Source organism: Serratia sp. 25CWL12 (assembly GCF_055790885.1).
Genome location: NZ_CM147698.1, coordinates 1849096 through 1875889, shown reverse-complemented (window position 1 = coordinate 1875889; position 26794 = coordinate 1849096). Strand labels below are relative to the sequence as shown.

Annotated in this window: 25 protein-coding genes, 4 tRNA genes and 1 other RNA gene; 17 read left to right on the top strand and 13 right to left on the bottom strand. The window is 47.3% G+C overall.

What is annotated here, in order from left to right; translation table 11 throughout:
- Positions 1–113 precede the first annotated feature (113 nt).
- The 5 genes from ACX9GV_RS08130 to rssA form a co-directional block, all read right to left on the bottom strand.
- On the bottom strand, positions 114–1124 hold the full coding sequence (locus tag ACX9GV_RS08130; RefSeq protein WP_473197682.1) for an NAD-dependent epimerase: 1011 nt from the start codon (positions 1122–1124) through the stop codon (positions 114–116).
- A gap of 8 nt (positions 1125–1132) precedes the next feature.
- Positions 1133–2476, bottom strand: coding sequence for a UDP-glucose dehydrogenase family protein (locus ACX9GV_RS08125; protein ID WP_473197681.1), 1344 nt, complete (start codon positions 2474–2476; stop codon positions 1133–1135).
- A gap of 42 nt (positions 2477–2518) precedes the next feature.
- A complete protein-coding gene (gene galU / locus ACX9GV_RS08120; protein ID WP_473197680.1) occupies positions 2519–3436 on the bottom strand; it encodes a UTP--glucose-1-phosphate uridylyltransferase GalU in 918 nt (305 codons plus the stop codon).
- A 286-nt stretch (positions 3437–3722) separates the two neighbouring features.
- Positions 3723–4736, bottom strand: coding sequence for a two-component system response regulator RssB (gene rssB / locus ACX9GV_RS08115; protein WP_473198007.1), 1014 nt, complete (start codon positions 4734–4736; stop codon positions 3723–3725).
- A gap of 104 nt (positions 4737–4840) precedes the next feature.
- The gene (rssA, locus tag ACX9GV_RS08110; RefSeq protein WP_473197679.1) at positions 4841–5755 is read right to left on the bottom strand and encodes a patatin-like phospholipase RssA; all 915 of its coding nucleotides are present in this window, start codon (positions 5753–5755) and stop codon (positions 4841–4843) included.
- Positions 5756–6047: 292 nt separating this feature from the next.
- On the opposite strand from rssA, the gene ACX9GV_RS08105 reads away from it, so the two are divergent.
- The 13 genes from ACX9GV_RS08105 (at position 6048) to yciA (ending at position 14986) form a co-directional block, all read left to right on the top strand.
- Positions 6048–6509 (top strand): YchJ family protein, encoded by a 462-nt coding sequence (locus ACX9GV_RS08105; RefSeq protein WP_037383476.1) that lies wholly within the window; start codon positions 6048–6050, stop codon positions 6507–6509.
- Between the two features lie 37 nt (positions 6510–6546).
- On the top strand, positions 6547–7395 hold the full coding sequence (gene purU / locus ACX9GV_RS08100) for a formyltetrahydrofolate deformylase (protein WP_023491636.1): 849 nt from the start codon (positions 6547–6549) through the stop codon (positions 7393–7395).
- A gap of 241 nt (positions 7396–7636) precedes the next feature.
- Positions 7637–7721, top strand: a tRNA-Tyr gene (locus ACX9GV_RS08095).
- A gap of 126 nt (positions 7722–7847) precedes the next feature.
- Positions 7848–7932: transfer RNA gene (locus ACX9GV_RS08090), tRNA-Tyr, on the top strand.
- Between the two features lie 45 nt (positions 7933–7977).
- A non-coding RNA gene (locus tag ACX9GV_RS08085) (RtT sRNA) lies at positions 7978–8102 on the top strand.
- Positions 8103–8216: 114 nt separating this feature from the next.
- Complete coding sequence (locus tag ACX9GV_RS08080) at positions 8217–8789, top strand: LOG family protein (RefSeq protein WP_473197678.1); 573 nt, start codon at positions 8217–8219, stop codon at positions 8787–8789.
- 101 nt (positions 8790–8890) lie between these two features.
- Positions 8891–9697 carry an exodeoxyribonuclease III gene (gene xthA, locus ACX9GV_RS08075; RefSeq protein ID WP_023491633.1) on the top strand — a complete coding sequence of 269 codons (807 nt, stop codon included), beginning with the start codon at positions 8891–8893 and terminating at the stop codon, positions 9695–9697.
- 208 nt (positions 9698–9905) lie between these two features.
- A complete protein-coding gene (locus ACX9GV_RS08070) occupies positions 9906–11282 on the top strand; it encodes an MATE family efflux transporter (protein WP_023491632.1) in 1377 nt (458 codons plus the stop codon).
- A 189-nt stretch (positions 11283–11471) separates the two neighbouring features.
- A tRNA-Val gene (locus tag ACX9GV_RS08065) sits at positions 11472–11548 on the top strand.
- A 19-nt stretch (positions 11549–11567) separates the two neighbouring features.
- Positions 11568–11644: transfer RNA gene (locus ACX9GV_RS08060), tRNA-Val, on the top strand.
- Positions 11645–12213: 569 nt separating this feature from the next.
- Positions 12214–13626, top strand: a complete 1413-nt coding sequence (gene pykF / locus ACX9GV_RS08055; protein ID WP_023491631.1) for a pyruvate kinase PykF — start codon at positions 12214–12216, stop codon at positions 13624–13626.
- A gap of 217 nt (positions 13627–13843) precedes the next feature.
- The gene (locus ACX9GV_RS08050; RefSeq protein WP_023491630.1) at positions 13844–14386 is read left to right on the top strand and encodes a septation protein A; all 543 of its coding nucleotides are present in this window, start codon (positions 13844–13846) and stop codon (positions 14384–14386) included.
- A gap of 162 nt (positions 14387–14548) precedes the next feature.
- The gene (gene yciA, locus ACX9GV_RS08045) at positions 14549–14986 is read left to right on the top strand and encodes an acyl-CoA thioester hydrolase YciA (protein ID WP_473197677.1); all 438 of its coding nucleotides are present in this window, start codon (positions 14549–14551) and stop codon (positions 14984–14986) included.
- Between the two features lie 94 nt (positions 14987–15080).
- Here yciA and ACX9GV_RS08040 read toward each other — a convergent pair whose 3' ends face one another.
- Positions 15081–15812: an energy transducer TonB gene (locus ACX9GV_RS08040; RefSeq protein WP_473198006.1), complete on the bottom strand. Its 732-nt coding sequence runs from the start codon at positions 15810–15812 to the stop codon at positions 15081–15083.
- A gap of 294 nt (positions 15813–16106) precedes the next feature.
- On the opposite strand from ACX9GV_RS08040, the gene ACX9GV_RS08035 reads away from it, so the two are divergent.
- Positions 16107–16403, top strand: coding sequence for a YciI family protein (locus tag ACX9GV_RS08035; RefSeq protein ID WP_473197676.1), 297 nt, complete (start codon positions 16107–16109; stop codon positions 16401–16403).
- Positions 16404–16636: 233 nt separating this feature from the next.
- A complete protein-coding gene (locus tag ACX9GV_RS08030) occupies positions 16637–17128 on the top strand; it encodes a Dps family protein (RefSeq protein ID WP_473197675.1) in 492 nt (163 codons plus the stop codon).
- Between the two features lie 45 nt (positions 17129–17173).
- Here the strand turns inward: ACX9GV_RS08030 and ACX9GV_RS08025 are convergent, their stop codons facing one another.
- Positions 17174–17350, bottom strand: a complete 177-nt coding sequence (locus tag ACX9GV_RS08025; RefSeq protein WP_023491625.1) for a YciY family protein — start codon at positions 17348–17350, stop codon at positions 17174–17176.
- Between the two features lie 231 nt (positions 17351–17581).
- Here ACX9GV_RS08025 and cls point away from each other — a divergent pair, with 231 nt between their 5' ends.
- Both cls and ACX9GV_RS08015 read left to right on the top strand, forming a co-directional pair.
- Positions 17582–19045 carry a cardiolipin synthase gene (gene cls, locus ACX9GV_RS08020; protein ID WP_473197674.1) on the top strand — a complete coding sequence of 488 codons (1464 nt, stop codon included), beginning with the start codon at positions 17582–17584 and terminating at the stop codon, positions 19043–19045.
- A gap of 124 nt (positions 19046–19169) precedes the next feature.
- Positions 19170–19499, top strand: coding sequence for an HI1450 family dsDNA-mimic protein (locus ACX9GV_RS08015; protein WP_473198005.1), 330 nt, complete (start codon positions 19170–19172; stop codon positions 19497–19499).
- 71 nt (positions 19500–19570) lie between these two features.
- Here the strand turns inward: ACX9GV_RS08015 and oppF are convergent, their stop codons facing one another.
- From oppF to ACX9GV_RS07985, 6 genes are all read right to left on the bottom strand, one after another.
- Entirely contained in the window at positions 19571–20569 is a 999-nt protein-coding gene (oppF, locus tag ACX9GV_RS08010; RefSeq protein ID WP_473197673.1) for a murein tripeptide/oligopeptide ABC transporter ATP binding protein OppF, read from the bottom strand.
- On the bottom strand, positions 20566–21564 hold the full coding sequence (oppD, locus tag ACX9GV_RS08005) for an oligopeptide ABC transporter ATP-binding protein OppD (RefSeq protein ID WP_473197672.1): 999 nt from the start codon (positions 21562–21564) through the stop codon (positions 20566–20568). The genes oppF and oppD overlap by 4 nt, the downstream gene beginning before the upstream one ends.
- Positions 21565–21575: 11 nt before the next feature.
- Positions 21576–22481 carry an oligopeptide ABC transporter permease OppC gene (gene oppC / locus ACX9GV_RS08000; RefSeq protein ID WP_023491620.1) on the bottom strand — a complete coding sequence of 302 codons (906 nt, stop codon included), beginning with the start codon at positions 22479–22481 and terminating at the stop codon, positions 21576–21578.
- A 15-nt stretch (positions 22482–22496) separates the two neighbouring features.
- A complete protein-coding gene (oppB, locus tag ACX9GV_RS07995) occupies positions 22497–23417 on the bottom strand; it encodes an oligopeptide ABC transporter permease OppB (RefSeq protein ID WP_023491619.1) in 921 nt (306 codons plus the stop codon).
- A gap of 121 nt (positions 23418–23538) precedes the next feature.
- The gene (gene oppA / locus ACX9GV_RS07990; protein ID WP_473197671.1) at positions 23539–25176 is read right to left on the bottom strand and encodes an oligopeptide ABC transporter substrate-binding protein OppA; all 1638 of its coding nucleotides are present in this window, start codon (positions 25174–25176) and stop codon (positions 23539–23541) included.
- A gap of 777 nt (positions 25177–25953) precedes the next feature.
- Entirely contained in the window at positions 25954–26598 is a 645-nt protein-coding gene (locus ACX9GV_RS07985; protein WP_473197670.1) for a YchE family NAAT transporter, read from the bottom strand.
- Between the last annotated feature and the right edge of the window lie 196 nt (positions 26599–26794).

The following is a 26794-nucleotide window of genomic DNA, read 5'->3' as shown; positions in this document are numbered from 1 at the left end:
CACCGGAGCCTTTTTTACATCTAGCAAAAGCTCGCCTGGCAATGCTCAAATAATCCGACCAGCGGACGGCAACCACAAAAAGGGGGCAACATGCCCCCGATTTAATCGTTCACTTACTGAATATTATAAAATGTCTTATACCATTCAACAAAACGCTTAACACCCTCTTCCACACTCGTTGCCGGCTTAAAGCCGATAGCTTGATAGAGTTCTTCAGTATCTGCATTAGTATCCATTACATCACCAGGTTGCATTGGCAACATATTCTTATCAGCAATGATTCCAAGAGCAGCCTCGAGAGCATGAATATATGACATTAGTTTCACTGGGGTACTATTACCGATATTATAAATACGGTATGGTGCAGAACTTGTCGCTGGAGAACCCTGTTCCACGGCCCAATGAGGATTAGGTTTAGGCACTATCGCTTGTAACAATACCACAGCTTCGGCAATATCATCGATGTAAGTAAAATCACGATACATTTCACCGTGGTTATATACATCTATTTGTTCACCCGCTAACATCGCTTTAGTAAACTTGAATAACGCCATATCAGGACGGCCCCAAGGGCCATATACGGTGAAAAAGCGCAAGCCGGTGGTCGGCAGACCATATAAGTGTGAATAGCTGTGAGACATCAGCTCATTGGCTTTCTTGGTTGCGGCATACAATGAAATGGGATGATCAACCGAGTCCTCCGTCGAAAATGGCAACTTACGATTAAGACCATATACCGAACTGGAAGAAGCGTATAACAAGTGTCCAACTTTATTCTGCCGACACCCTTCAAGAATGTTCAAATGGCCTATCAGGTTCGAGTCGGCATAAGCTAAAGGATGATCTAATGAGTAACGCACCCCGGCTTGAGCACCCAGATGAATAACACGCTCAAATTGGTGCTCGACAAAAAGTTGCGCGATGCCATTACTATCCGCTAAATCCAATTTTATAAACTGAAATGCTGGCTTATTGGCCAGCAAATCGAGGCGAGCCAGCTTAAGCCTGACATCATAATAATCATTAAGGTTGTCTATACCAACAACTTGATGCCCGGCTGACAACAAACGCTCCGTTACGTGATAACCAATAAATCCTGCAGCGCCTGTAACCAGGAATTTCATGCTCACCTCTAAATAACCGGCTTAATCGATGCACCACGGCCAATACCGTAATAAGTAAAACCACGAGCTTTCAGGCGTTCAGGATCATACAGATTGCGCCCATCAAAAATCACCGGATGTCTTAGTGATTGCTTGATGATATCAAAGTCGGGGGCACGGAAATTTTGCCATTCGGTACAAATCACCAAGGCATCCGCGCCTTGTAATGCGGCTTCCTTGGTACCCATCAATGTTAGATCAGCACGCTGACCATAGATACGTTGTGCTTCCGCCATGGCTTCAGGGTCATAAGCCTGGACACTAGCCCCAAGTTCCCACAGGGTTTCCATCAACACCCGGCTAGAAGCCTCGCGCATATCATCAGTATTAGGCTTAAACGCTAATCCCCACAAGGCAAAGGTTTTACCTTTCACATCATTAGAAAAATGATGTTGGATAAACTGAGTCAGCTTGTATTTCTGTTGTGCATTAACCTGCTCTACCGCCTGCAACAGTTTCGGTTGATAACCGATATGCTCCGCAGTTCGAATCAACGCCTGGACGTCTTTCGGGAAACAGGAGCCACCATAACCACAACCAGGATAAATAAAGTGGTAACCAATGCGCGAATCAGAACCTATACCCTTACGAACCTTTTCAATATCTGCCCCCAGCATCTCCGCCAGGTTGGCAATTTCGTTCATAAAGCTGATTTTTGTCGCCAACATACAGTTCGCGGCATACTTGGTTAGCTCGGCACTGCGGATATCCATCAGGATCATGCGGTCATGATTGCGGTTAAAGGGTTCGTACAATTCACGCAATGGCTCAATAACATCTTTATTATCGGTACCGATAACAATGCGCTCAGGACGCATGCAATCAGCAACAGCAGCCCCTTCTTTAAGAAATTCAGGGTTTGAAACCACATCAAACGTAATATTACTGCCACGCTTGCGCAGTGTTTCACTCATCACTTCACGCACTTTATCGGCAGTACCCACCGGAACAGTGGACTTATCGATGACCACTTTAGGCTCGGTCATATACTCGGCTATGGTTCGCGCCACCGCCGTGACATATTGCAGATCTGCAGAACCATCTTCATCCGGTGGTGTTCCTACAGCAATAAACTGGATAGCGCCATGAGCAACCCCCAGCTTGGCATCGATGGTAAAACGTAAACGGCCGGCTTCATAGTTTTGCTGGACCAATGGCACCAAACCTGGCTCGAAGATCGGGATATTGCCTTTTTTGAGATTTTCAACCTTATTTTCATCAATATCTATACATATTACATCATGCCCTACTTCCGCCAGAACGGCGGCTTGCACTAGGCCAACATAACCTATACCGAAAACTGTCACTTTCATTAGATAATCCTAGCTCTAAAGATTTAACAAAAGGTTATGCAATTACTTCTCTTTACGTGCCAACAACTGTTGCAGCCATGCAGAAAAATCTTTACCCAGGGTAGCGTGTCGCATGCCATACTCAACAAAAGCCTGCATATAGCCTAATTTATTCCCGCAATCGTGGCTCTTACCCTTAATATGGTAGGCTTCAACAGGCTTTTTCTGCATCAGCATATCAATAGCGTCAGTCAATTGAATTTCATCGCCTACCCCAGTTGGCGTCTTGGCTAGTAGGGGCCAGATATCGGCAGAAAGCACATAACGACCAACAATGGCTAAATTAGAAGGCGCCCGTTCTGGCGAAGGTTTTTCCACCACACTCACCATAGGTGCACTCTCACCCGGCTGGAGCGCATAACCTTGGCAATCAACGACTCCGTAATTTCCTACATCATGATGCGGCACCGGTTCAACCATAATCTGGCTAATACCTGACTGTTGGAAGCGCTGCAACATCTCATGCATATTCTCTTTTTCCAGATCCGCACTGTATGCATCAAGGATCACATCAGGTAACACGACAGCAACCGGTTCATCCCCAACCAGCGGATAAGCGCAGAGAATGGCGTGACCAAGTCCTTTAGCCACCCCTTGGCGTACCTGCATTACTGTCACACCTTTCGGGCAAATAGATTGAACCTCATCCAACAACTGACGCTTCACACGTTTTTCCAGGATCGCTTCAAGCTCAAAACTGGTGTCAAAATGGTTCTCAATAGAATTTTTAGAGGAATGGGTGACCAATATAATTTCATTGATCCCTGCAGCGATACACTCATTGACTATGTACTGAATCAACGGTTTATCAACCAAAGGTAGCATCTCTTTGGGGATCGCTTTGGTCGCAGGTAACATCCTGGTTCCTAAGCCGGCAACCGGGATAACCGCTTTTCTGACTTTGGTATTTAAAGCAGACATATCTTCCTCTCTCAATACGAGCTCAAATGATGAGCTTATTCTGCTATCAAAAAAAACCTGCGAAGTATATCAGGTTAAATCGATTGAGCATCAGCTTAAGTGCAAATATCCTCCTCTCGCAGCAAATTATTACAGAATTGAATAGGAGGACAACGCGAATCCTAAGGGTATGGATTATTTAAAAACAGTAACACTACCTAGGGGAGAAAACAGCGACGACTATTATTGAGTTCGGTGACCGCCTGAGCGATCACCTTTAATAGGGGGCAGTGACACTATTAACATCTCATTCACTGGTCAGCATCAGACGTAACCGCCCGCCACTCCCCCAAACCTGGCATTGCCAAGCCTCACAGTGCTGACTGATCTGATTCATGTAAGTTGACTCCAATGTTCCTAAGGGCACACCGTTAGCTAATTGAATCTGGTTATCACCTGTATTGACATTGGCATGCAAACCCGCAGAAATCAAAACCAGGTTCTTATCTTCTGCATGATAATAACCAACCAATATTGGAAATTGACCTTCTAATTTACCTTGGTGTAATAACTGATTAACCTGCCGCAATAACGCTGACATTTGCGGCAGGCGCTGCTGCTGATTCGCCAGATGGTCGCGCAACAAACCATTAAATAAAGCACGCAATAACAATGCAGCCATGACACCATTTTCACCGGCACGGGTTACATCCAGGCAATAAAAAGCCAGATCTTTCTCCGACAATGCAGCAATATCCAACACTAAACCTGGGTTGTCACCGACGGTCAATTGGCGATAGTTAATACGGCAACCCGCTATGTTCTGCTGTACTGGTGGTTGTAACTGTTTGAGCAATCTCGCCGCTTCAGAAGGATTTTGGCTCAGCACGCCCCAATCGTGAAATAATTCAGCCTCTTCAATAGCTTGAGAAGTGAACATCTTGGGATAGAGACACACCAGTACCGTTTCCCGCAAACGATTTAGGTCGTTCAAGGGCTTCAACAGGACATCCTGAACGCCCAAGCGTAATACCTTGGCAATATCCGCCATTTTATCGGTCGCGGAGATGACCAGCACCGGTGTCTGTATACCTTGCAAACGTAAATGTTCAACGAACTGAATGCCATCCATTTCGGGCATGGCAAGATCGCAGAGTATCAGCTCTGGCTTTTCCTTTTCGACAGCAGCCAACGCCTGCAAACCATTTTCCGCTTCATAGGTCTGCGCGCCTAAAGACTCAAGATAACCAACCAGCACGGAACGAAACACCTGCTCGTCCTCAACAATCAAGATGCGCTTGTTAATCAGTGGTTGTACCATCGGCCGAGCCTCTTCCTTTTTCATATTGTAATAGTGGCTCATAATAGTCACTTGTGCTTGCAGAAATATCCGAAACAGCACCATTCCACCGCAAGGGCCGGTAATTATTTATTTTTTATTAATGGTGCCAACATCTCTATCTGCTTTTCTACCGCCAGCTTGCCCGCCTCTATCGCCTCACTGGCGCGGTGAAAATCCAACGTTGAGATTTGTGGACAATAAGGTTGGATCAGCACATCAGGGGGATCGTTTGCCATACGGGTTCTCTTCACCCGGTTCTCCAGCATCTGAAGGGACGCGCTCATGATCTCCATGACAGTGGGGGTCACATTGACTTTTTTCTGTGTCACTTTATTGATACGTTCACGCAAACGTTCGCGCCAGTTCCCTGCCTCATCGTTATGAGCCATATTATCAGTTTCTAGGTTATCGCTATGCATTGAAAACAGCTCATTCTTCCTCAAATGTGTATCATGCTGTAAGTCGACAGCAATAACGATATCGGCTCCCATCGCCCGGGTCAGCGAAATGGGAAGCGGGTTCACCAGCGCACCATCAACCAACCAATAGCCATCAAGCCACACCGGTGATAATAACCCGGGCATACTGCAGGACGCGCGAATAGCCTGATGAATATTCCCTTTAGTCATCCACAACTCACGCCCGGTACTGAGGTTGGTTGTCACCGCACCAAATTTGAGTGAACAATCAGCAATATCATCAATCTTCAGCAACTTGCCAACCGTACTAAATACCCGCTCACCACGTAGCAGGCCACCGCGTTGCCAGGATAAATCCATCAATTTGATAACATCCCAATAACTGAATGAACGTACCCAGGTCTCCATCGCATCAAGTCGGTGAGTGGCAAATGCCGCTCCAACCAATGCACCAACGGAACAACCAGCAACAATATCTATTTCAATACCTTGTTCTTTAAGCGCATTGATCACGCCAATATGAGCCCAACCTTTAGCAGCCCCAGCCCCTAACGCCAGCCCAATTTTTACTTTCCGCATTATTAGCTTATCCTTTGCACAGTAAATTAACCCAGCCCTGACGCCAAGGTAGATTGTCACCCACCAATAATGTTAGGTAACATATGTCTGGTCTCCAAGCTATGCCAACTATTCTGCAGCTTGGAAGGCACTGGGTATGTGTTAATTTTAGCTTGGGCTCTATTTTGCGCGACCCATGCCCAGGTTTTCGAATGAGGTCAATGGCAACAAACCGTGCCAAGCGTGAGATAAACGATAAAACCAAGCTATTGTCGTTTGACGAACCCCAGAACAACCACTTTGAGACATTATTTTGACTGATTTATGCCCTTGTTGCAGTGGGTTACCGTACCACACTTGCTGTCAGCCCTTAATAACCGGTGAACAATTCGCACCATCACCACTCAGATTGATGCGTTCCAGATACTCAGCTTATGTGTTACAAAACGTCGATTATCTCATTGCCACTTGGCACCCAGACTGCCAGGCTGAATCATGGCGTAGCGCTATTATCAGTAGTTTTGCCAACACTGAGTGGTTTGGGTTGACCATCGTGGAGGAAACCATCGGCAACAACGTTGATGAAGGCTTTGTTGAATTCATCGCCCGTTTTACTGAAAGTGGTCACTCGTCCAAGATGATGCATGAGCGTTCTCGCTTTCTTCGTCTTGAACACCGTTGGTACTATATCGACGGAACCAGGCCTCAGCTTGGTAGAAATTCAATTTGCCCCTGCGGTTCAGGCAAAAAGTATAAAAAGTGCTGTGGGCAGTGAGCCCGTAAGTCAAGTAACAGACAGGATCGACAAACCTATGCCACACCAAAACCTACAAAGAAAAATTTTACGTACCCTCTGCCCTGACGCAAAGGGGTTGATCGCCAAGATCACCAATATTTGTTACAAGCATGAACTTAACATCGTGCAAAATAACGAATTCGTTGATCATCTCACCGGTCGCTTCTTTATGCGTACTGAGCTTGAAGGGATCTTCAATAATGCGACCTTACTGGCTGATCTGGATGGTGCTTTGCCAGAAGGGTCTGTCCGTGAACTGCAAAGTGCCAGTCGCCGCCGTATTGTGGTCTTGGTCACCAAAGAGGCTCACTGCCTGGGCGACCTCCTGATGAAAAGCGCCTATGGTGGCTTGGATGTAGAGATTGCCGCCGTCATTGGTAACCATACGACCCTGCAACCCTTGGTTGAACGTTTTGACATCCCGTTTCACTTGGTTAGTCACGAAGGACTGACACGTGAGCAACACGATCAGAAAATGATTGCACAAATCGACCAATACCAGCCTGATTATGTGGTCTTGGCTAAGTATATGCGTGTGCTTACCCCTGCTTTTGTTCAGCATTACCCTAATCAGGTGATTAACATTCACCATTCATTTCTGCCAGCCTTTATCGGTGCCCGACCTTACCATCAGGCTTATGAACGCGGAGTGAAGATCATTGGCGCCACCGCGCATTATGTTAACGATAGCCTGGATGAAGGCCCGATCATTATGCAAGATGTTATTCACGTCGATCACACCTATTCGGCAGAAGATATGATGCGTGCTGGGCGTGATGTTGAGAAGAACGTCCTTAGCCGTGCACTCTATCAGGTATTGGCACAACGGGTGTTTGTCTATGGCAACCGCACCGTGATCCTGTAATGGTTTTTTGACATCAATCACTGACTGAAAAGTAAAAACAGTGGGCACTTTGAGTAAAACAGTGCCTTTTGTTTGCCACATCAACACAAGTTACCATCACGGTGTGATTTGAAAAATCTGGTGACCTAAAAGCGCTACCAAGAATAAAAAAACGGCAAACAATTGGTTTTTTGCATTTCAATACTTTACACCGGCGCTTCATTTGATATGATGCGCCCCGCTTAACAGAAGCAAGGCCAGTGGTGGGGTTCCCGAGCGGCCAAAGGGAGCAGACTGTAAATCTGCCGTCACAGACTTCGAAGGTTCGAATCCTTCCCCCACCACCAACTCTGATTTTAAGTCAGGTTTTACCTCAAGCAGTGATTCTATAATGAACACGATTTGGGGAAAGAGGAGAAATTCTCACTTCTGCATAAGCAAAAATTTTCATTTATAGCAATAAATAATACCCTGGTGGGGTTCCCGAGCGGCCAAAGGGAGCAGACTGTAAATCTGCCGTCACAGACTTCGAAGGTTCGAATCCTTCCCCCACCACCAACTCTTCCCTCTGCATCAACAACTACCCAGAATAACTATCCTAAAATAAGCACAATTTGGGGAAGGTGAGAACCTTCGACAAGGTTCGAGTCGAGCAGCGCGAGACAACGTGCGCAGCACGGCCCGAAGGGTGAGGAACGCAGTGACGAATCATCCTTCCCCCACCACCAGCTCTTCCCTCTGCATCAATCATTAACTTGATACCATATCCCCTCATGACTTGAACTCGGCTCCACAATTCGCTATACCACTGACTTCCAATAAATTGCAGTTCAGGAAGATCCATGCGTAACAATATTTGCGTCTTTTGCGGTGCCAGCGAAGGTAATCATCCCACCTATGTCGAGTATGCACAAAAACTGGGGCATGCCATTGCCACACAAGGGCGGCGTTTGATTTATGGCGGCGGTAAGAAAGGTTTAATGGGCGTGGTGGCCGATGCGGTCCTCAACGCGGGTGGTGAAGTTGTTGGCATTATTCCACAACGCCTAGTGGAAGCGGAAACCGCCCACCGGGGTTTGAGTGAACTGGAAATTGTGCCAGACATGCATAGCCGTAAGGCACGGATGGCCGAATTGGCCGATGGGTTTATCGCTCTACCTGGCGGTATTGGTACTTTAGAGGAGTTATTCGAAATCTGGACCTGGGGACAAATTGGCTACCATAGCAAACCGGTGGGTCTGCTGAATGTAAACAATTTTTATCATCCTTTAACCCAGTTCCTGCAACAGGTCTCCGACCAAGGTTTCATGAAACATGATTACCTTAGTACCTTGCATATCAGCGATTCACCGCAGGTATTGATGCAACAATTCGATGACTATCAACCCAATAATTATGACCGTTGGGCAAAATAGTGCTCCCCCTACCAGCGGTAAAACGCCGCTGGTCTGCGTTACATTTACCACGAAACTCTGTTACTATCTGAATACATTTTCTTGGGGAAACGGCATCACTCATGAAGTTTGTCTCTTTTAATATCAATGGTCTGCGGGCTCGCCCACATCAATTAGCTGCAATTATTGAACAGCATCAACCTGACGTTATCGGTCTGCAAGAAACCAAAGTTCATGACGATATGTTCCCACTGGAAGAGGTGAGCCAATATGGCTATCACGTCTTCTATCATGGGCAGAAAGGCCACTACGGTGTCGCACTGTTGACTAAAAATGAACCTCTCGCGGTCCGCCGAGGTTTTCCCACTGATGATGAAGATGCCCAACGGCGCATCATCATGGCTGATTTGTCCACACCACAAGGTACCTTGACCGTGATTAATGGCTATTTCCCTCAAGGAGAAAGCCGCGACCACCCGATAAAATTCCCCGCCAAAACCCGTTTCTACCAGGATTTGCAGAATTATCTGCAACAACAACTTTCTGCAGAAGCGCCGGTATTGATTATGGGGGATCTGAATATCAGCCCAAGTGATCTTGATATCGGTATCGGTGAGGAAAACCGCAAACGTTGGCTGCGTACTGGTAAATGCTCTTTCTTACCGGAAGAACGCGAGTGGATGACCCGCTTGATGAATTGGGGGCTGGTAGATACCTATCGGCAGGCTAATCCAGAGCGCAATGATCAGTTTTCATGGTTTGATTACCGTTCCCGTGGTTTTGATGAAAACCGAGGCCTACGCATCGATCTATTACTGGCCAGTACACCGTTGGCAGCGCGTTGTAAATCAACGGGGATTGATTATCAGATTAGAGGTATGGAAAAACCTTCAGACCATGCCCCGGTCTGGGCCGAATTCGCTTTATAAGCTCTCCCCCGGTAACGCTACCGGGGAACTATTCACGCTTTCCAGGTTGTACCCTACCCGCTCTTGAATTAGTCTGGATAACAAATTGTGTTACATGATTAGTTCGGCCTTGCTCCACAGGTAACGTATTTTCGATAAAATCCCGCAATTTTTGATGGTTGCCTTAATCGCAACAGCCCTACTGAATAAAAATTAGAAAGGTGTATACGTGCAGAAGTACTTTACTGAGGCGCGGAGTTTATTAGCCCTCGCTATCCCTGTCATCATCGCGCAAATATCTCAAACCGCAATGGGTGTAGTTGATACCATTATGGCCGGTGCTTACAGCGCAACAGATATGGCTGCCGTCGCCGTGGGCACCTCTATCTGGTTACCCGCGCTGCTGTTCGGGCACGGCTTGCTGCTTGCCCTAACCCCGGTGATCGCGCAACTCAACGGTGCTGGCCGGCGTGACCGCATCGCGCATCAAGTCCGTCAGGGTTTCTGGCTGGCTTCAGGCGTTTCAGTGCTGATTATTGCCGTGGTTTCTAACAGTAATATTGTGATCAATATGATGCACAATATCGATCCGCAATTAGCTGATAAAGCGGTCGGTTACCTGCACGCCATCATGTGGGGGGCTCCAGGCTACCTGTTTTTTCAAGTACTCCGTAACCAATGTGAAGGCTTATCAAAAACCAAACCCGGTATGGTCATTGGCTTTATTGGCCTGTTGGTGAACATCCCCATCAACTATATCTTCATTTATGGCAAATTAGGCATGCCAGAACTGGGGGGCGTGGGTTGTGGTGTCGCCACAGCGAGTGTGTATTGGCTTATGTTCCTGATGATGCGTTGGTATACGAAGCGTGCTCCGGCCATGCGTGATATCAAACTGGCAGAAAAAGCGCGCAGCAGGCCAGATTGGCATACCTTAAAGCGTTTAATTGGTATTGGGCTACCCGTGGCGTTAGCTCTGTTTTTTGAGGTTACCCTATTTGCGGTGGTGGCATTACTGGTTTCACCTCTGGGTATCGTCGCAGTAGCGGGGCATCAGATTGCATTGAACTTCAGCGCATTAATGTTCGTATTACCGCTATCTCTTGGTGTTGGTGCCACCATCCGTGTCGGATATCGGCTGGGGGAAGGTTCAGTTGAAGCAGCCCGCGTTGCCGCCTATGCCGCCATTGCCGTAGGCATAGCCATGGCCTGTGGCTCGGCATTATTTACTGCACTACTCCGCGTTCCTATTGCCCTGCTCTATAACAATACCCCTGAGGTGGTCGCCATGGCATCACAACTGATGCTTCTGGCCGCCATTTATCAAATCTCTGACTCTATACAAGTGATTGGCAGCGGTATCCTGCGTGGTTATAAAGATACTCGCGCAATTTTCTACATCACGTTTATTGCCTACTGGATCCTTGGGCTACCCAGTGGCTATCTGCTTGCGCTAACGGATTATATTGTTCCCGCAATGGGGCCGCGCGGTTTCTGGATTGGTTTTATTATCGGGTTAACCTTTGCTGCCATCATGATGGTATTACGTATGCGCTGGTTGCAGCGGCAGGCTCCTGCTTTAATTTTACAGCGCTCACGCCGTTAAAAACCTTGCCTGGTCTGCCATTGGTAGACCACTAAAAAATGACCCAACTCTGATAAAAAGGCAGCACACTGCACACAAGCTCAGCAATCAGGTGAAATATCACATAAAAATGTATTTTACCCCTTGCCAGCGGGCGGGTAGCTCGTTAATATTCGTTCCCGCTGTCAGCCATGACAGACAGGAGAAGATGCGTCCGTAGCTCAGTTGGTTAGAGCACCACCTTGACATGGTGGGGGTCGATGGTTCGAGTCCATTCGGACGCACCAATTCCTGCTGATTTTCTGTGCGTCCGTAGCTCAGTTGGTTAGAGCACCACCTTGACATGGTGGGGGTCGATGGTTCGAGTCCATTCGGACGCACCAATTCTTTTCAAAGCATTCGCCTGTCATTTCTGTGAGTTATCTCTTATCTAGGGAATCAGTAAATTTCACCTCTTTCAGTTTCAGCTAACTCGCCTCAGCTATCGCCACAAAGAACTTTTGTCAGTTATGTGTAAAAAATCACCACCTGCAAATCTGGCCTGCTGTTATCGAAAAATAAAAATAATAAATAAAAACAACATATTGAGAGATGAAATACTGTTCTTAAGCTCTTTCAACACGGCTCTACCACAATAACTTAGTCTGTTTTTGTTTTGTTTCCTGCCACAGAGCCTTTATAATGCACACCGTCTTTCAGTTGAATGGTTTCAGCCCTTGATCCGTCAAAATTTAATCGCAAAAAAATCTCACCTTCTTTTTATGTGCGGCACTCGCGCATCCGGGCATCGGTTAAGTTATTTCGCTCCATTTCAACTGTTGTCACCTATTCTTAATACTGTTGTTCTTAACCCTGTTTTACACTTCCAGGCAAAGCTAAAATCCCTGACTAATGGTCTCGCCGTTAGTCACACTCATTTTATAATCCATCATAACTTGTAGAAAAAACCGTCATGAAAAAGACTAAAATTGTTTGTACTATCGGCCCAAAAACCGAATCTGAAGAAATGCTCACTAGCCTGCTCAATGCTGGCATGAACGTAATGCGCCTTAATTTTTCCCATGGTGATTACGAAGAGCACGGTAACCGCATCAAGAATTTGCGTGCCGTAATGGCTAAAACTGGCAAGACTGCCGGGATCTTGTTGGATACCAAAGGCCCTGAGATCCGTACCATGAAACTTGAAGGGGGTGTCGACGCGGCGCTGGTCGCTGGCCAAACCTTCACCTTCACCACCGACCAAAGTGTTATCGGCAACAAAGAACGTGTCGCGGTTACCTACCCTGGCTTTGCTGATGACCTGACTGTCGGCAATACTATCCTGGTTGATGATGGCCTCATCGGCTTGCAAGTCACTGCCATCAATGGCAAAGAAGTGGTTTGTAAAGTACTGAACAATGGCGATCTGGGTGAGAACAAAGGTGTTAACCTGCCAGGTGTTTCCATCCAACTGCCAGCATTGGCAGAAAAAGATAAACTTGACCTGATTTTCGGTTGTGAGCAAGGTGTAGACTTCGTGGCCGCCTCGTTCATCCGTAAACGTTCTGATGTATTGGAAATCCGTGAGCATCTGAAAGCCCATGGCGGTGAAAATATTCAGATCATTTCCAAGATTGAAAACCAGGAAGGTCTGAATAACTTCGACGAAATCCTCGAAGCTTCCGATGGCATCATGGTAGCCCGTGGTGACCTGGGGGTAGAGATCCCGGTTGAAGAGGTGATTTTTGCACAGAAAATGATGATTGATAAGTGCAACCGCGCACGTAAGGTCGTTATTACCGCCACCCAGATGCTGGATTCAATGATCAAGAATCCGCGCCCTACTCGTGCCGAAGCCGGTGACGTTGCCAACGCCATCCTGGATGGTACCGATGCGGTAATGCTGTCGGGTGAAAGTGCCAAAGGTAAATATCCTCTGGAAGCCGTGACCATCATGGCCACGATCTGTGAACGTACTGATCGCGTTATGCCAAGCCGTATTGATACTCTGCAGGATAACCGCAAGCTACGTATCACTGAAGCGGTTTGCCGTGGTGCCGTGGAAACGGCCGAAAAACTTGATGCACCGCTGATTGTCGTCGCCACTAGCGGCGGTAAATCTGCCAAGTCTGTGCGCAAGTACTTCCCTAATGCCATTATTCTGGCGTTGACCACCAATGATATCACTGCACGTCAGTTAATCCTGAGTAAAGGTATCGTTACCCAGATCGTCAAGGAAATTGCCTCTACAGATGACTTCTACCGCATCGGTAAAGAAGCCGCCTTGGCAAGCGGTCTGGCACAAAAAGGGGATGTTGTTGTCATGGTTTCCGGCGCGCTGGTACCAAGTGGCACCACCAATACCTCATCGGTTCACGTTCTGTAATCGTTAAAAGTAACAGAACAGTCCGCACGCAAAACGTCGCTCTCGCGGCGTTTTGCATTATTGGCAATGAAAAAATTACCCGCCCGGTTTTTAGCTGTTCTCTCTGTCGGTTTTAAGTTGTTCTCCCTGTCATCGTGCTACCTAGTCGCACGCTAGAGGTACCAAGAACCCCATGAATCCGGTATAGTCAGCCGACGAATTTATGATGGATTGATTTATGAAGCAATTTCTTGATTTTCTACCACTGGTTGTCTTTTTCACTGTCTACAAACTCTATGATATCTATTACGCTTCCGGCGCGTTAATTGCTGCTACCGCCTTGGTTTTAATCTTTACCTGGCTGAAATACCGCAAGGTAGAGAAGATGACATTGATCACCTTCATCATGGTCGCCATTTTCGGCACCTTGACGCTGGTTTTCCATAATGATTTGTTTATCAAGTGGAAAGTCACCGTCATTTATGCCTTGTTCGCTCTCGCACTGCTGGTTAGCCAACTGATACTGAAAAAACCATTAATCCAACGCATGTTAGGTAAAGAGCTTACGTTGCCAGATCACGCATGGCGTGCCCTCAATGTCGCCTGGGCTCTGTTCTTCCTTGCCTGCGGTCTGGCCAATATCTATGTGGCATTTTGGTTGCCACAGAGTGTATGGGTCAATTTCAAAGTATTTGGCCTGACGGCCCTGACACTGGTCTTCACGTTGCTAAGTGGCATCTATATCTTCCGGCATATGCCCGATGAACAAAAAAAGCAGTAATCGACTCTTTTAGTTGACCACACCCGGTGGCAACGGAACAGCGTGTATGGCCATAAAGGCCGCGGATAACACCAGCTGTTCTCAGCGCCAGGCAAACCACCGCTTGAACGATGCCGGGTTTATACCCACAACAGAGTAACTCTTTTAATAAAGCAGATGGTAATGACAGAACAACAACTTTTGCCCAGCGGAGAGCTGGTACTGAGAACGCTGGCAATGCCCGCAGATACTAACGCCAACGGTGATATATTCGGCGGTTGGTTGATGTCACAAATGGACATTGGGGGGGCCATTCTAGCCAAAGAGGTTGCCGAAGGCCGTGTCGTCACGGTTCGAGTGGATGGAATGTCCTTCCTCAAACCGGTTGCCGTCGGTGATGTTGTCTGTTGCTACGCTAAATGTATCCGTACTGGCCGCAGTTCCATTACCGTTAATATTGAGGTCTGGATTAAAAAGGTTTCTTCCGCCCCTGTTGGCCAGCGCTATCGTGCCACTGAAGCAGTCTTTACCTACGTTGCGGTGGATGATGCAGGCCGGCCTTGCGCCTTACCAGATAACAAGATTAACCTTGGCACCAGCGACACTGAGCCAGCCAGTTAAGTGAGTAAAGCACCAGAGCGCTCAATAATGAAAGCGCTCTGGCGCCCCCGCCGCCTTAATTTAGTCTGTAGCCAAGCAAATATTGCGACACTGATTACTGCAGGTCTGTCGAACCATCAATTTTGAATAAAATGGTTTTTGTCAGGTTTTGTGCCGCTTTGGCTTCATAACGCCATTTAGCCATTGATTGCTTCACTTCACGCTCAAATTGATTGCGCGGTTCAGCTGACAGAATACGCACGTTGATCACCCGCCCATCGCCATCAATGTCATATTGCACTTTCACCTTACCTTCAATCTGTAGCGCTAAAGCGCGAGGCGGATAAATCGGCTTCGGCAAACTCAATGCTTTAGGTTCTGCCTCAGTAACATCATTGCCTGGCACTGGGGTTGGCTTCACCAGCGACGGAGCACTTAATGGAGCCGTTGCGGGGCTCTCAATCAGCGCTGGGGCCTCTGGCTCTGCCTTTTTCACTTCAGGCTTGATTGGCTTTTCAGTCTTTGGCTTGGGTTTGGATTTTTCCACTACTGGCTTAGGGGGAGCGATAGGTGACGGCTGCGGCTGCACCGGTTCCGGCGTTGCCAGTAATTCTGGCTCAGGCGTTGCTTGGCTCGGTGGCTCAGACTCAACCGAAGCTGATGGCTGAGGTAACGCAGCCATATTCACCATCATGACATTAACCGGCGCCCCCTGCTGCTGCGGTAGTCTTATCACTTCCTTGGCTGACGCATAGAGCAAGGCTGCTACCAAGATCGTATGTAAGCCGACTGAAAGGGTAACAGGTAGAGAAAAACGGCGAGTAAGGAATATTTTCTTTAGCGGCATCATTATTGGGGTTCCTTTGATTTGCTTATTCTAAATGCAAATAGCGATCATATCCAAAAGGAACGACAACCCGGTTCACGACTGGCTCGCAGTTTTCACAAAAAAGAGTTATCACAAAAGAGTTATGACAGAAAAAAGCGATGAGCAACAAGAGCTATGCCTGCAAACAGCGATACCTGCAAACAGTGATGTCAACGGCCACGGGATATTTTGCACAATTTGCCATTCCCTTGTTCCCCCTTTTGAGCTAGTTTGTTGTTACCTTGCTATGATGATAATTTTTAAAGGATAAATATGCTTTATCTAATCTATGCACAAGATGCGCCCGATACCTTACAACAACGCTTGGCTGCGCGTACCGCCCATCTGGCACGACTGCAAGCGTTACGTGATGAAGGCCGGTTATTGGTTGCAGGCCCCAACCCAGCGGTGGACAGTAATGACCCCGGTGATGCTGGTTTTACTGGTTCAACCGTCATTGCCGAGTTTTCTTCCCTTGACGCAGCTAAATCCTGGGCGGCACAAGACCCTTATGTTGATGCTGGCGTATACCGCGAAGTGACCGTAAAACCCTTCAAGCAGGTATTCTAATTCAGCCTGAGCAGGCAGTGGCTACGGTCACCTAAGATGCGATTTATAAGGCGTGGGCATCACTTTCCCTCGCCTTGACTGACAATTGATTCTCTATACCTATTAAATTAATACCTTCTATCGTTTTTACCTTTTTCAGACTAGCCGCTAATCTTTATACATCGATATCTCTTGTCACCGCTCCGCCAGCTTGCCAGGCGACAGCTATAACTGAATAGTTGGAGAAACAGATTATGACTACGGCAAAAAAAGCAGTAAAAACGCATATTGGCCTGGATAGCAAACAGTCAGCCAAGCTCTCTAGCGCATTAAACAAGCTGTTAGCAAACTACCAAGTGTTGTATATGAATGTCCGGGGTTACCACTGGAATATTTCCGGCCCATACTTCTTTGAACTACATGTAAAATTTGAAGAAACCTATAATAATCTGCTGACCAAAGTCGATGAATTGGCAGAACGCATTCTCACGCTCGGTTCACAACCCTCGCATGCTTTCAGTGATTATCTGAAGACTGCAGATATCAAAGAAGACACCAACGTGACTGATGATAAAGGGACTTTGCGCGGTTTATTAGCAGGTTATGCCATTTTACTGCAGCAACAACGTGAACTGCTGGCATTAGCCGCTAAAGCCGATGACGAGGGTACTGCCTCTTTGATGAGTGACTACATTAAAGAGCAGGAAAAACAGGTCTGGATGCTTAACGCTTATCTTGCAAAATAAACCGCCCGAACCACTCAACAGTCCCAAATCGGACTGTTGAGAGATTTACCACTCGTATGCCACCACAAACAGCAAAGCACGACGATGTTGGTCGTCCAAACGACGACATACACGCATAATATGCCGATTACGGCAGGATTGCCGCTCAAGCCAACGTTGCTTACGGCGCTGGCTTTGGCGTAACATTCGCCAGCGCCCCACTTCGTTTCTACTACGTCTCATTCTTCGTTACTCATCCAATACCCAACATCAGTATTATATACCCAAGTTAATTCCATTAATGCTGAAAGTCTTATTAACCCGGCTTCTATGCAGCATCATCCTTCTTATTTTTTGAAAAAATCGTTTTTGTCAATTATTTTTATGTAACTTAATCACCGATAAAAGGTTTAACCTTTATTATTCTGTGCGTACACTGGTTATCAACACTTGGCGAATGGGATTTTCCCCTTTATGACAACCTTTTATACCTTACTCAGTTGGTTTCTGCTCTTCGGTTACTGGCTACTTATCGCCGGGGTAACATTGCGCATACTGATGAAACGACGCGCAGTACCCTCGGCGATGGCATGGTTACTGGTGATCTATATTCTGCCCTTATTGGGTGTTGTGGCTTATCTCTCTTTTGGCGAATTACACCTAGGCAAACGACGCGCCGAACGGGCCAAATCCATGTGGCCCTCTACCTCACTCTGGCTGGATAAACTAAAAGAAAATCGCAAAATTTTTGCCACCGAATACAGTGAAGTAGCACGACCCTTGTTCCAGCTTTGTTACCATCGCCATGGTATCAATGGCGTCAAAGGTAATCAGTTACAGCTACTGACCACGACCGAGGATACATTAAGCACTTTAATCCGTGATATTTCACTGGCACGGCATAATATTGAGATGGTGTTTTACATCTGGCAACCCGGAGGTCAAGCAGACCAAGTAGCTGAAGCCCTGATGGCTGCGGCACGCCGTGGTGTACACTGCCGCTTAATGCTTGATTCCGCCGGAAGTGTGCAATTTTTCCGCAGCCCCTACCCAGCAATGATGCGTAACGCTGGCATTGAAGTGGTTGAAGCACTTAAGGTTAGTCTATTTCGCGTATTCTTACGTCGTATGGACTTGCGACAACACCGCAAAGTAATATTGATCGACAATTATGTCGCCTATACCGGCAGCATGAATATGGTCGACCCGCGTTTCTTTAAACAAGATGCCGGTGTTGGGCAATGGATTGATGTCATGGCTCGTATGGAAGGCCCAGTAGCCACCACCATGGGAATTGTGTATGCCTTTGACTGGGAAATGGAAACCGGCAAGCGAATTTTACCGCCGCCGTCACCAGATAGCCATATTATGCCTTTTGAGCGGGAAAGTGGTCACACAATACAGGTAATCGCGTCTGGCCCGGGATTCCCAGAGGACATGATCCACCAGGCGCTGTTAACTGCTGTCTATTCTGCACGTGAACAACTGGTGATGACTACCCCCTATTTCGTACCCAGTGATGACCTGCTCCATGCCATCTGTACCGCTGCCCTGCGCGGTGTTGATGTTAGCATTGTCGTCCCCCTTCATAACGACTCAATGATGGTGCGTTGGGCTAGCCGCTCATTCTTTTCAGAACTATTGGCCGCAGGCGTAAAAATTTATCAATTTGAAGGCGGGTTGCTACATACCAAAAGCGTCTTGGTTGATGGTCAATTAAGTCTGGTCGGTACTGTCAATCTTGATATGCGTAGCCTATGGCTGAACTTCGAAATTACCTTGGCCATTGATGATGACGGCTTCGGTAATGATCTGGCCTGCGTGCAGGATGATTATATTGCCCGCTCAACACGACTGGATGCGGACCAGTGGCTACATCGCCCTTTCTGGTATCGCATTGCCGAGCGCCTTTTTTACTTTTTCAGCCCGTTTCTGTAAAAATAACGGGTATGGCTTATTCCGCAGTTTATTCATGTTGTGCCACGCGTCTCGTCATTTGGATCGCATTGGGTATAACGTCATGTAATTTAAAATATAAATTAAACTTTTTAGTGAGCAGGATATTGTTATGGACTTAGATAATCGCCTTAGTGAAGATGAAACACTTGAGCAGGCTTATGATATTTTCTTGGAACTGGCAGGCGATAATTTAGATCCGGCAGATATTCTGCTGTTTAACTTGCAGTTTGAGGAACGTGGTGGTGCGGAGCTCTATGATCCAGCAGAAGACTGGCAACAACATGTCGATTACGATCTTAGCCCAGACTTTTTTGCCGAGGTCGTCATCGGCCTGGCAGATAATGAAGGTGACCCGATTAATGATGTGTTCGCCCGTATTCTTATCTGCCGCGAAAAAGACCACAAATTGTGTCATATCTTGTGGAAAGAGTGATTTCGTGACAGGGTAACAACACCTGCCATTTGGCAGGTGTTGCCTAAGACGTGAGTCAACTCAGGTAGATATCAGAGCGGGTCGACCTTCAAGCAGGATACCGCATGTCGGAAACTGCCTTCTAATAATGGCCGCGTTTTAGCACATTCCGGCCCGGCAATTGGGCAACGGGTGCGGAACACACAACCCGATGGCGGGTTAATCGGCGATGGTAATTCCCCTTCCAACAATTGAATCTGCTTCTTCTTCTCCTTGTCGGGATCAGGGATCGGCACCGCTGACATCAGTGCTTTGGTGTATGGGTGCTGCGGATTATGGTAAACCTCACTATAGGTACCCAACTCTACAGCATGGCCCAGATACATCACCAGCACCCGATCAGAAATATGCTTCACCACCGCCAGATCATGGGCGATGAAAATCAGCGATAACCCCATTTCCCGCTGCAACTGTTGTAACAGATTAACCACTTGAGCCTGGATCGAGACATCCAATGCGGAAACCGGTTCATCACAAATCACCAGTTTAGGTTCCAGAATCAATGCCCTGGCAATACCAATGCGCTGACATTGACCGCCAGAAAACTCATGCGGATAGCGGTTGATTAAGTTGGGCAATAACCCCACCTTTAGCATCATCGCTTGTACTTTATCCTTCACCTCTTGGCGTGACATCTTTGGATGGTAAGTTCGCAGAGGTTCAGCAATGATCTCCCCAATCGTCATGCGTGGATTGAGCGAAGCCAGCGGATCCTGGAAAATCATCTGAATATCACTGCGCGTTTTATGCCACTGCGCATCGCTCATACCCAGCAGATTCTGCCCTAACCAGGCCACACGTCCACTGGTGGCTTTCACCAAACCAATCAGCGCTCGCGCGAAGGTAGATTTACCGCAACCAGACTCACCCACCACCCCCAAGGTTTCCCCTTCAAACAGGCGCAAAGTGACACCATCAACCGCTTTCAGAGTTTTAGGCGCTTGCCAGAACCATTGCTTGTCATTATGAATATCGAAGTACACTTTTAGATCTGCCACTTCAAGCAGCACTTTTTTCTCTGCGTCCATCATACCAATGCCTCCACAGGCCTGAAGCAAGCACGTAGCCGCCCTTCACCAAACGGCGCCAGTGACGGTGCATTGACACACTCATCCATCGCATAGGGGCAACGAGGTTGGAATGGGCAGCCTGGTGGCAAGCGTAACAAGTTTGGCGGGTTCCCAGGAATGGTCATCAATGATTCCCCCTCCGCATCGAGACGTGGCACCGCATTTAACAGACCGATAGAGTAAGGGTGACTCGGACGATAGAATACATCGCGCGCACTACCATACTCCATGGTGCGCCCGGCATACATCACCAGCACTTTGTCGCAGATGCCGGCAACCACCCCCAAGTCATGGGTGATCATAATAATTGCCGTATTGAATTCACGTTTCAGTTCATTCAACAGTGTCATGATTTGCGCCTGTACGGTTACATCCAGTGCGGTGGTGGGTTCATCAGCAATCAGCAATTTGGGCTGGCATAACAATGCCATGGCGATCATCACACGTTGGCGCATTCCACCAGAAAATTCATGAGGATACATGCGCATACGCTTACGTGCTTCAGGCATTTTTACCGCATCCAGCATCCGTACCGACTCTTCAAATGCCTCACTCTTACTTATTTTTTTATGCAGTATCAGCACTTCCATCAATTGTTCGCCAACACGCATATAAGGGTTCAAAGAGGTCATCGGGTCTTGAAAAATCATCGAGATCTCTTCTGCACGCAGCTTGTTTAGCTGATTTTCTGGCAGATTAAGAATTTCACGGCCATTAAATTTTGCCGACCCACTGATGTGACCATTGCTGGCCAGTAGCCCCATCAGCGCAAATGCCGTTTGCGATTTACCTGAACCGGACTCCCCAACAATCCCCAGTGTTTCACCCGCACGCAGATCAAAATTGAGGTCATTAACCGCGGTGACATCCCCATCTGGCGTATCAAAGGCGACACGCAGATCGTTAACATCCAGCAACAGTGGCAATTCGGTTTGAATATTTTCAGTCATGCTCATGGTTGCATTCCTTAACGATCTTTCGGATCGAGGGCATCACGCAAACCATCGCCGATAAAGTTGAAACAAAATAGCGTAATCACCAGGAAACCCGCAGGAAACAGCAGCAACCACGGTGAAACCTCCATCGAGTTAGCACCATCGCTCAACAGTGCGCCCCAACTACTCAGTGGCTCTTGTGTCCCCAACCCGAGAAAACTAAGGAACGATTCAAACAAAATCATGCTCGGCACCAGGAGAGAGGCATAAACCACTACCACCCCCAAAACATTGGGGACGATATGGCGCAAGACAATATTGCGGGTTGAGACACCGCCCACCAAGGCAGCCTCGATAAATTCTTTACGCTTGAGGCTCAGTGTCTGCCCGCGCACAATACGCGCCATATCCAGCCACGACACCATCCCGATGGCGACAAAAATCAATAGGATGTTTTGCCCAAAGAAAGTCACCAGCAAGATGACAAAGAACATAAATGGGAAAGAGTTGAGGATCTCCAATAAACGCATCATTACCGAGTCCGTTTTGCCCCCCACATAACCCGACAACGAACCGTACAGCGTCCCTACCACCACCGCCACCAACGCGGCGGCAACCCCCACCATCAGTGAAATACGTCCACCAATCGCTACACGTACCAACAAATCACGCCCCGAAGAGTCAGTACCAAAATAGTGCCCAGATTCAAAGCTAGGTGCCGCAGACATCATGGCCCAGTCAGTGTCATCATAAGCGAATGGTGACAACCAAGGTGCGCAAACCACAAACAGGGTAATCAGCATTAAAATAAATAGGCTACTCACCGCGGCACGGTTATGCATAAAACGACGGCGCGCATCCTGCCATAGGCTACGCCCTTCAACATCAAGCTGTTCGCTGAAGTTTTCCAGAGCTTTACGCTTAGTTTTCATCCACATCTTGCGTGCTCCAGTTTAATAACGGATTTTTGGATCGATCACCGCATACAACACATCAACGATCGCATTAAAGAGAATGGTCAGGGCACCGACCAGAATAGTCAGGCTCAATACCAATGAGTAGTCCCGGTTCAACGCCCCGTTAACGAACAATTGCCCTATCCCCGGTAATCCGAAGATGGTTTCAATCACCATTGAGCCGGTGATAATCCCGACAAAGGCCGGCCCCATATAAGAGAGCACTGGTAACAATGCCGGCTTCAACGCATGGCGGAAAATAATATGCCGCATCGGTAAACCTTTGGCTCGTGCGGTGCGGATAAAGTTGGAATGCAACACCTCAATCATCGAGCCGCGCGTAATACGGGCAATACTGGCAATATAAGCCAGAGAGAGCGCCACCATCGGCAGAATCATAAATTTCAGCTCGCCACCATTCCAGCCACCGCCAGGCAACCATTTCAAAACAATAGCGAAAACCAGCACTAACAAGGGGGCAACCACAAAACTGGGTATCACTACCCCGGTCATGGCAAACCCCATCACGGTATAATCCCACTTGGTATTCTGATTTAACGCGGCAATCACACCGGCACTAACCCCCAATAACACCGCCAGCACAAAAGCCGCCGCCCCCAACTTGGCGGAAACCGGGAATGACGCAGCCACCAACTCATTGACTGAATAGTCTTTATACTTAAACGAAGGACCAAAATCGCCTTTCGATAATTGCAATAGATAATGCCCGTACTGCTTCCAAATCGGATCATTAAGATGGTATTTGGCTTCAATGTTCGCCATGACTTCAGGGGGCAATGCTCGTTCGCCGGTAAACGGGCTACCCGGCGCAAGACGCATCATAAAGAATGAGATGGTAATAAGGATAAATAGTGTCGGGATCGCCTCTAATAAGCGGCGTAAGATAAATTTAAGCATGACCCTAACCCTGTGCTACAGCCCGCCGCCAGACAAGTTGTTGCGGTGTTACCCACAACATGAATAAGCGGGCTATCTTGATTAACTGTGCGGGCGACCACTGCCGCCCGCCATTTGCGTATCAATGCTTGATAATGTACAGATCTTTTTGATAGACATTATCAAGAGGGTCTTTACCGGTGTAACCGCCAACATAGGGTTTCACCAAGCGGGCATTAACATAGTAAAAAACCGGCACAATGGCAGAGTCTTTGTCCAATTGCACTTCAGCCTGTTGATAGATGCCAGCGCGCTGCTCTTTGCTCTCGGTGGTAATGGCCTCAGCCATCAGCTTATCGAAAGCCGGGCTTTTATAGTGCGGGGTATTACTGCTGCTGTCAGACAACATCATGTTCAGGAAGGAACTTGCCTCGTTGTAATCAGCACACCAACCAGCCCGCGAAACATCATAAGTTCCCTGATGGCGGGTATCCAGGAAGGTTTTCCACTCCTGATTCTCCAATTTCACCTCCACCCCCAGGTTCTTCTTCCAGATTGAGGCAGCGGCAATGGCCAGTTTTTTGTGCAGATCGGAGGTGTTATACAGCAGAGAGAAACTCAGGGGTTTATCTGGGCCATAACCTGCTTCAGCTAACAGTTTTTTAGCTTCTTCATTACGTTTTTCTTGTGTCCAGCCGAACCACTCTGGTGGGGTTAATTTTGCCCCATCGATATAAGGTGGCGTAAAACCGTAAGCGGGCAGATCGCCCTGATTCTTCACTTTATTAACGATAATATCGCGGTCCATCGCTAACTTGAGCGCTTCACGCACCCGAGCATCGGTAAACGGTGCTTTCTGGTTATTGATTTCATAGTAATAAGTACACAGATAAGGATCGACGTGCACTTCCTGCGGGATCTCTTTCTTCAACTTTTGGAACAGTTCGATCGGCAAATGGTTATAGGTCATATCAATCTCGCCGGTTCGATAGCGGTTGACATCAGTGACCTCAGAAGCAATCGGCAGGAAAGTGACTTTATTGATGATGGTTTTCGCGTTATCCCAGTACTCAGGGTTGCGTTCCAAAACAATACGTTCGTTAACCACCCAATCTTTCAGTTTATAGGCACCATTGCTGACATAGTTTTGTGGCAGGGTCCACTTATCGCCAAACTTTTCCACTGCCTCTTTATTCACCGGTTTCATAGCGTAGTGTACTGACATCTCAGCCAAATAGGGCACGGGTTCAGTCAATGTCACTTGGAAGGTATGATCGTCAATGGCTTTGACACCTAATGTTGACTTGTCTTTTTTACCAGCAATGATCTCATCAACATTTTCGACGTGGGCATATTGCAAATAACTGGCATAAGGGGAAGCGGTTTTCGGGTCAACGATGCGTTGCCAACTATAGACGAAATCCTGAGCGGTTACCGGCTGACCATTAGACCATTTGGCGTCTTTGCGCAGGTGGAAAGTCCATACTTTAAAATCTTTGTTCTCCCAGCTTTCTGCCACCCCAGGGGTTACTGAACCATCTGGGTTGTTGCTGGCCAACCCTTCCAACAAGTCATTAGTGACATTTTTTTCAGGTACGCCTTCAATCTTATGCGGATCAAGGGATTGCACTTCAGATCCGTTGTTCCTCACGATCTCCTGCTTATCAGCCAGTTGCACCCCTGCAGGCACATTCGCCGCCCATGCCATTCCGCTAGTACTGATACCTAGCGCGGCAATAATACCCGCTGCCAGCAGTGATTTTTTCGTGATATTGCTCATTGCATACTCTCCTGTTTATTTATCGCCAAACTATCATCAGTTTGGGGTCACCCGTGAACCGGGGCGTAGTAAAATAAAATGATGTCGCCTGGCTTGCTATTCCCGCCGGTTACCCGCCCAGTGGCCATTGATTCACCTAGCTTAGCTAGCAAGGCCAACGCTGTAGATAGCCCAAACGACGCCGTTTGGCCCTCAACGCGAATGAACGTGAGTCGCGGTTTTCGTCAGGATAATTGCTCGAAAGCTAACAGACAGATAAAGCCAGCGCCAAAATATTTTACAGAAATGTTAAATAGCTCTCTTTATTAGCCGCCCTTGCTGACTCGATCAGCAGTCTAATTCTTATGCTTATTTTAAAGATTAATTAACATTGTGATTAGCACGGTCAACTATCAATCCCCTTTCGTCAGGCCATGCCAAGATAACAAATAAATTGCAAAATATTTTCAATTAATCAACAAGTAACAAATGATCACTTGATCTAAGATAATTAATCACTAATAACATCTGAATGAAACTGAGACAACCCCTGCAGAATTGTATGGATAAATTAGCAACAGCGTTGACATTGTGGTGGTGAAAATAACCAGATAGGTCGGCAGACAAGAATTGAACAAACAAACAGCATAGCAATGATAAATTGGAAAAATAGCGAAACCAGTCAAATAAAAACACTGGCCTTCACAAGAGGATAGAATAATAACCCGCTCTATCCCCTCTCCTCCTCCACGGCGAAATCCGCGCAATCTGAATAAAAATAAATCTACTTTCTAAGATTTATAGTAACCCTGGGAACAGAGTTCTCATGCCGGTCACAATAAATTCAATACCCAGAGCCATCAATAATAACCCCATGATACGTGTCACCACGTTAATCCCGGTTTGCCCCAACAAACGTACCAACAGGGGGGCTGCGCGAAACAACAGCCAACAGCAAAAAGCAAACAAGGCAACCGCCAGCGAAAAACCTAACAGATTCTGCCAACTGTGATAACGAGAACTCCAGACGATTGTGGAACTGATCGCCCCTGGCCCGGCCATCAAAGGTAATGCTAAAGGCACCACACCAACATTTTCGCGGATGGAACTCTCTGATTTTTCCTGTTTATTCTGTTTGTCTTCCCCCAGCTTACCGCTGATCATCGACATGGCAATGGTCACCACCAGGATCCCACCAGCAATACGGAATGAATCAATAGAGATGCCGAAAGCACGTAAGATGGCTTCACCTAAAAACAGCGAAGTCCACAAGATGATCGCCACCGACAGGTTAGCGGTCAGGTTAGTCTTATTGCGCCCCGCCTCCGCCTGATAGCTGGTCATACTGATAAATACCGGCAAGATACCGACTGGGTTTACCAGCGCAAACAGACCAACAAAAAACTTGATGTAGACGGATAAATCGAACAGAGATTGGCCCACAAAAAACTCCGCATTGCTAGCTATAAAGAGAGACACTCTAATGAGCGCTAATGTAATAGAATTGAGTTAGGTAATCCATCCACTCACGTAGCATTTTTCACTATATCGAGCGACTTTTCCTCTGCCATTAGAAATCAATGCCAGTGACAAGCGCTTAATTAGCGAAATGTCGGTGAGCTAGAATGTTGCATATGAT

Bases quoted from the DNA above. Each gene is read 5' to 3' on its own strand.
- ACX9GV_RS08130 (WP_473197682.1), bottom strand. From the start codon at position 1,124: ATGAAATTCCTGGTTACAGGCGCTGCAGGATTTATTGGTTATCACGTA.
- ACX9GV_RS08125 (WP_473197681.1), bottom strand. From the start codon at position 2,476: ATGAAAGTGACAGTTTTCGGTATAGGTTATGTTGGCCTAGTGCAAGCC.
- galU (WP_473197680.1), bottom strand. From the start codon at position 3,436: ATGTCTGCTTTAAATACCAAAGTCAGAAAAGCGGTTATCCCGGTTGCC.
- rssB (WP_473198007.1), bottom strand. From the start codon at position 4,736: ATGGTACAACCACTGATTAACAAGCGCATCTTGATTGTTGAGGACGAG.
- rssA (WP_473197679.1), bottom strand. From the start codon at position 5,755: ATGCGGAAAGTAAAAATTGGGCTGGCGTTAGGGGCTGGGGCTGCTAAA.
- purU (WP_023491636.1), top strand. From the start codon at position 6,547: ATGCCACACCAAAACCTACAAAGAAAAATTTTACGTACCCTCTGCCCT.
- ACX9GV_RS08080 (WP_473197678.1), top strand. From the start codon at position 8,217: ATGCGTAACAATATTTGCGTCTTTTGCGGTGCCAGCGAAGGTAATCAT.
- xthA (WP_023491633.1), top strand. From the start codon at position 8,891: ATGAAGTTTGTCTCTTTTAATATCAATGGTCTGCGGGCTCGCCCACAT.
- pykF (WP_023491631.1), top strand. From the start codon at position 12,214: ATGAAAAAGACTAAAATTGTTTGTACTATCGGCCCAAAAACCGAATCT.
- ACX9GV_RS08050 (WP_023491630.1), top strand. From the start codon at position 13,844: ATGAAGCAATTTCTTGATTTTCTACCACTGGTTGTCTTTTTCACTGTC.
- yciA (WP_473197677.1), top strand. From the start codon at position 14,549: ATGACAGAACAACAACTTTTGCCCAGCGGAGAGCTGGTACTGAGAACG.
- ACX9GV_RS08040 (WP_473198006.1), bottom strand. From the start codon at position 15,812: ATGCCGCTAAAGAAAATATTCCTTACTCGCCGTTTTTCTCTACCTGTT.
- ACX9GV_RS08035 (WP_473197676.1), top strand. From the start codon at position 16,107: ATGCTTTATCTAATCTATGCACAAGATGCGCCCGATACCTTACAACAA.
- ACX9GV_RS08030 (WP_473197675.1), top strand. From the start codon at position 16,637: ATGACTACGGCAAAAAAAGCAGTAAAAACGCATATTGGCCTGGATAGC.
- ACX9GV_RS08025 (WP_023491625.1), bottom strand. From the start codon at position 17,350: ATGAGACGTAGTAGAAACGAAGTGGGGCGCTGGCGAATGTTACGCCAA.
- cls (WP_473197674.1), top strand. From the start codon at position 17,582: ATGACAACCTTTTATACCTTACTCAGTTGGTTTCTGCTCTTCGGTTAC.
- oppF (WP_473197673.1), bottom strand. From the start codon at position 20,569: ATGATGGACGCAGAGAAAAAAGTGCTGCTTGAAGTGGCAGATCTAAAA.
- oppD (WP_473197672.1), bottom strand. From the start codon at position 21,564: ATGAGCATGACTGAAAATATTCAAACCGAATTGCCACTGTTGCTGGAT.
- oppC (WP_023491620.1), bottom strand. From the start codon at position 22,481: ATGTGGATGAAAACTAAGCGTAAAGCTCTGGAAAACTTCAGCGAACAG.
- oppB (WP_023491619.1), bottom strand. From the start codon at position 23,417: ATGCTTAAATTTATCTTACGCCGCTTATTAGAGGCGATCCCGACACTA.
- oppA (WP_473197671.1), bottom strand. From the start codon at position 25,176: ATGAGCAATATCACGAAAAAATCACTGCTGGCAGCGGGTATTATTGCC.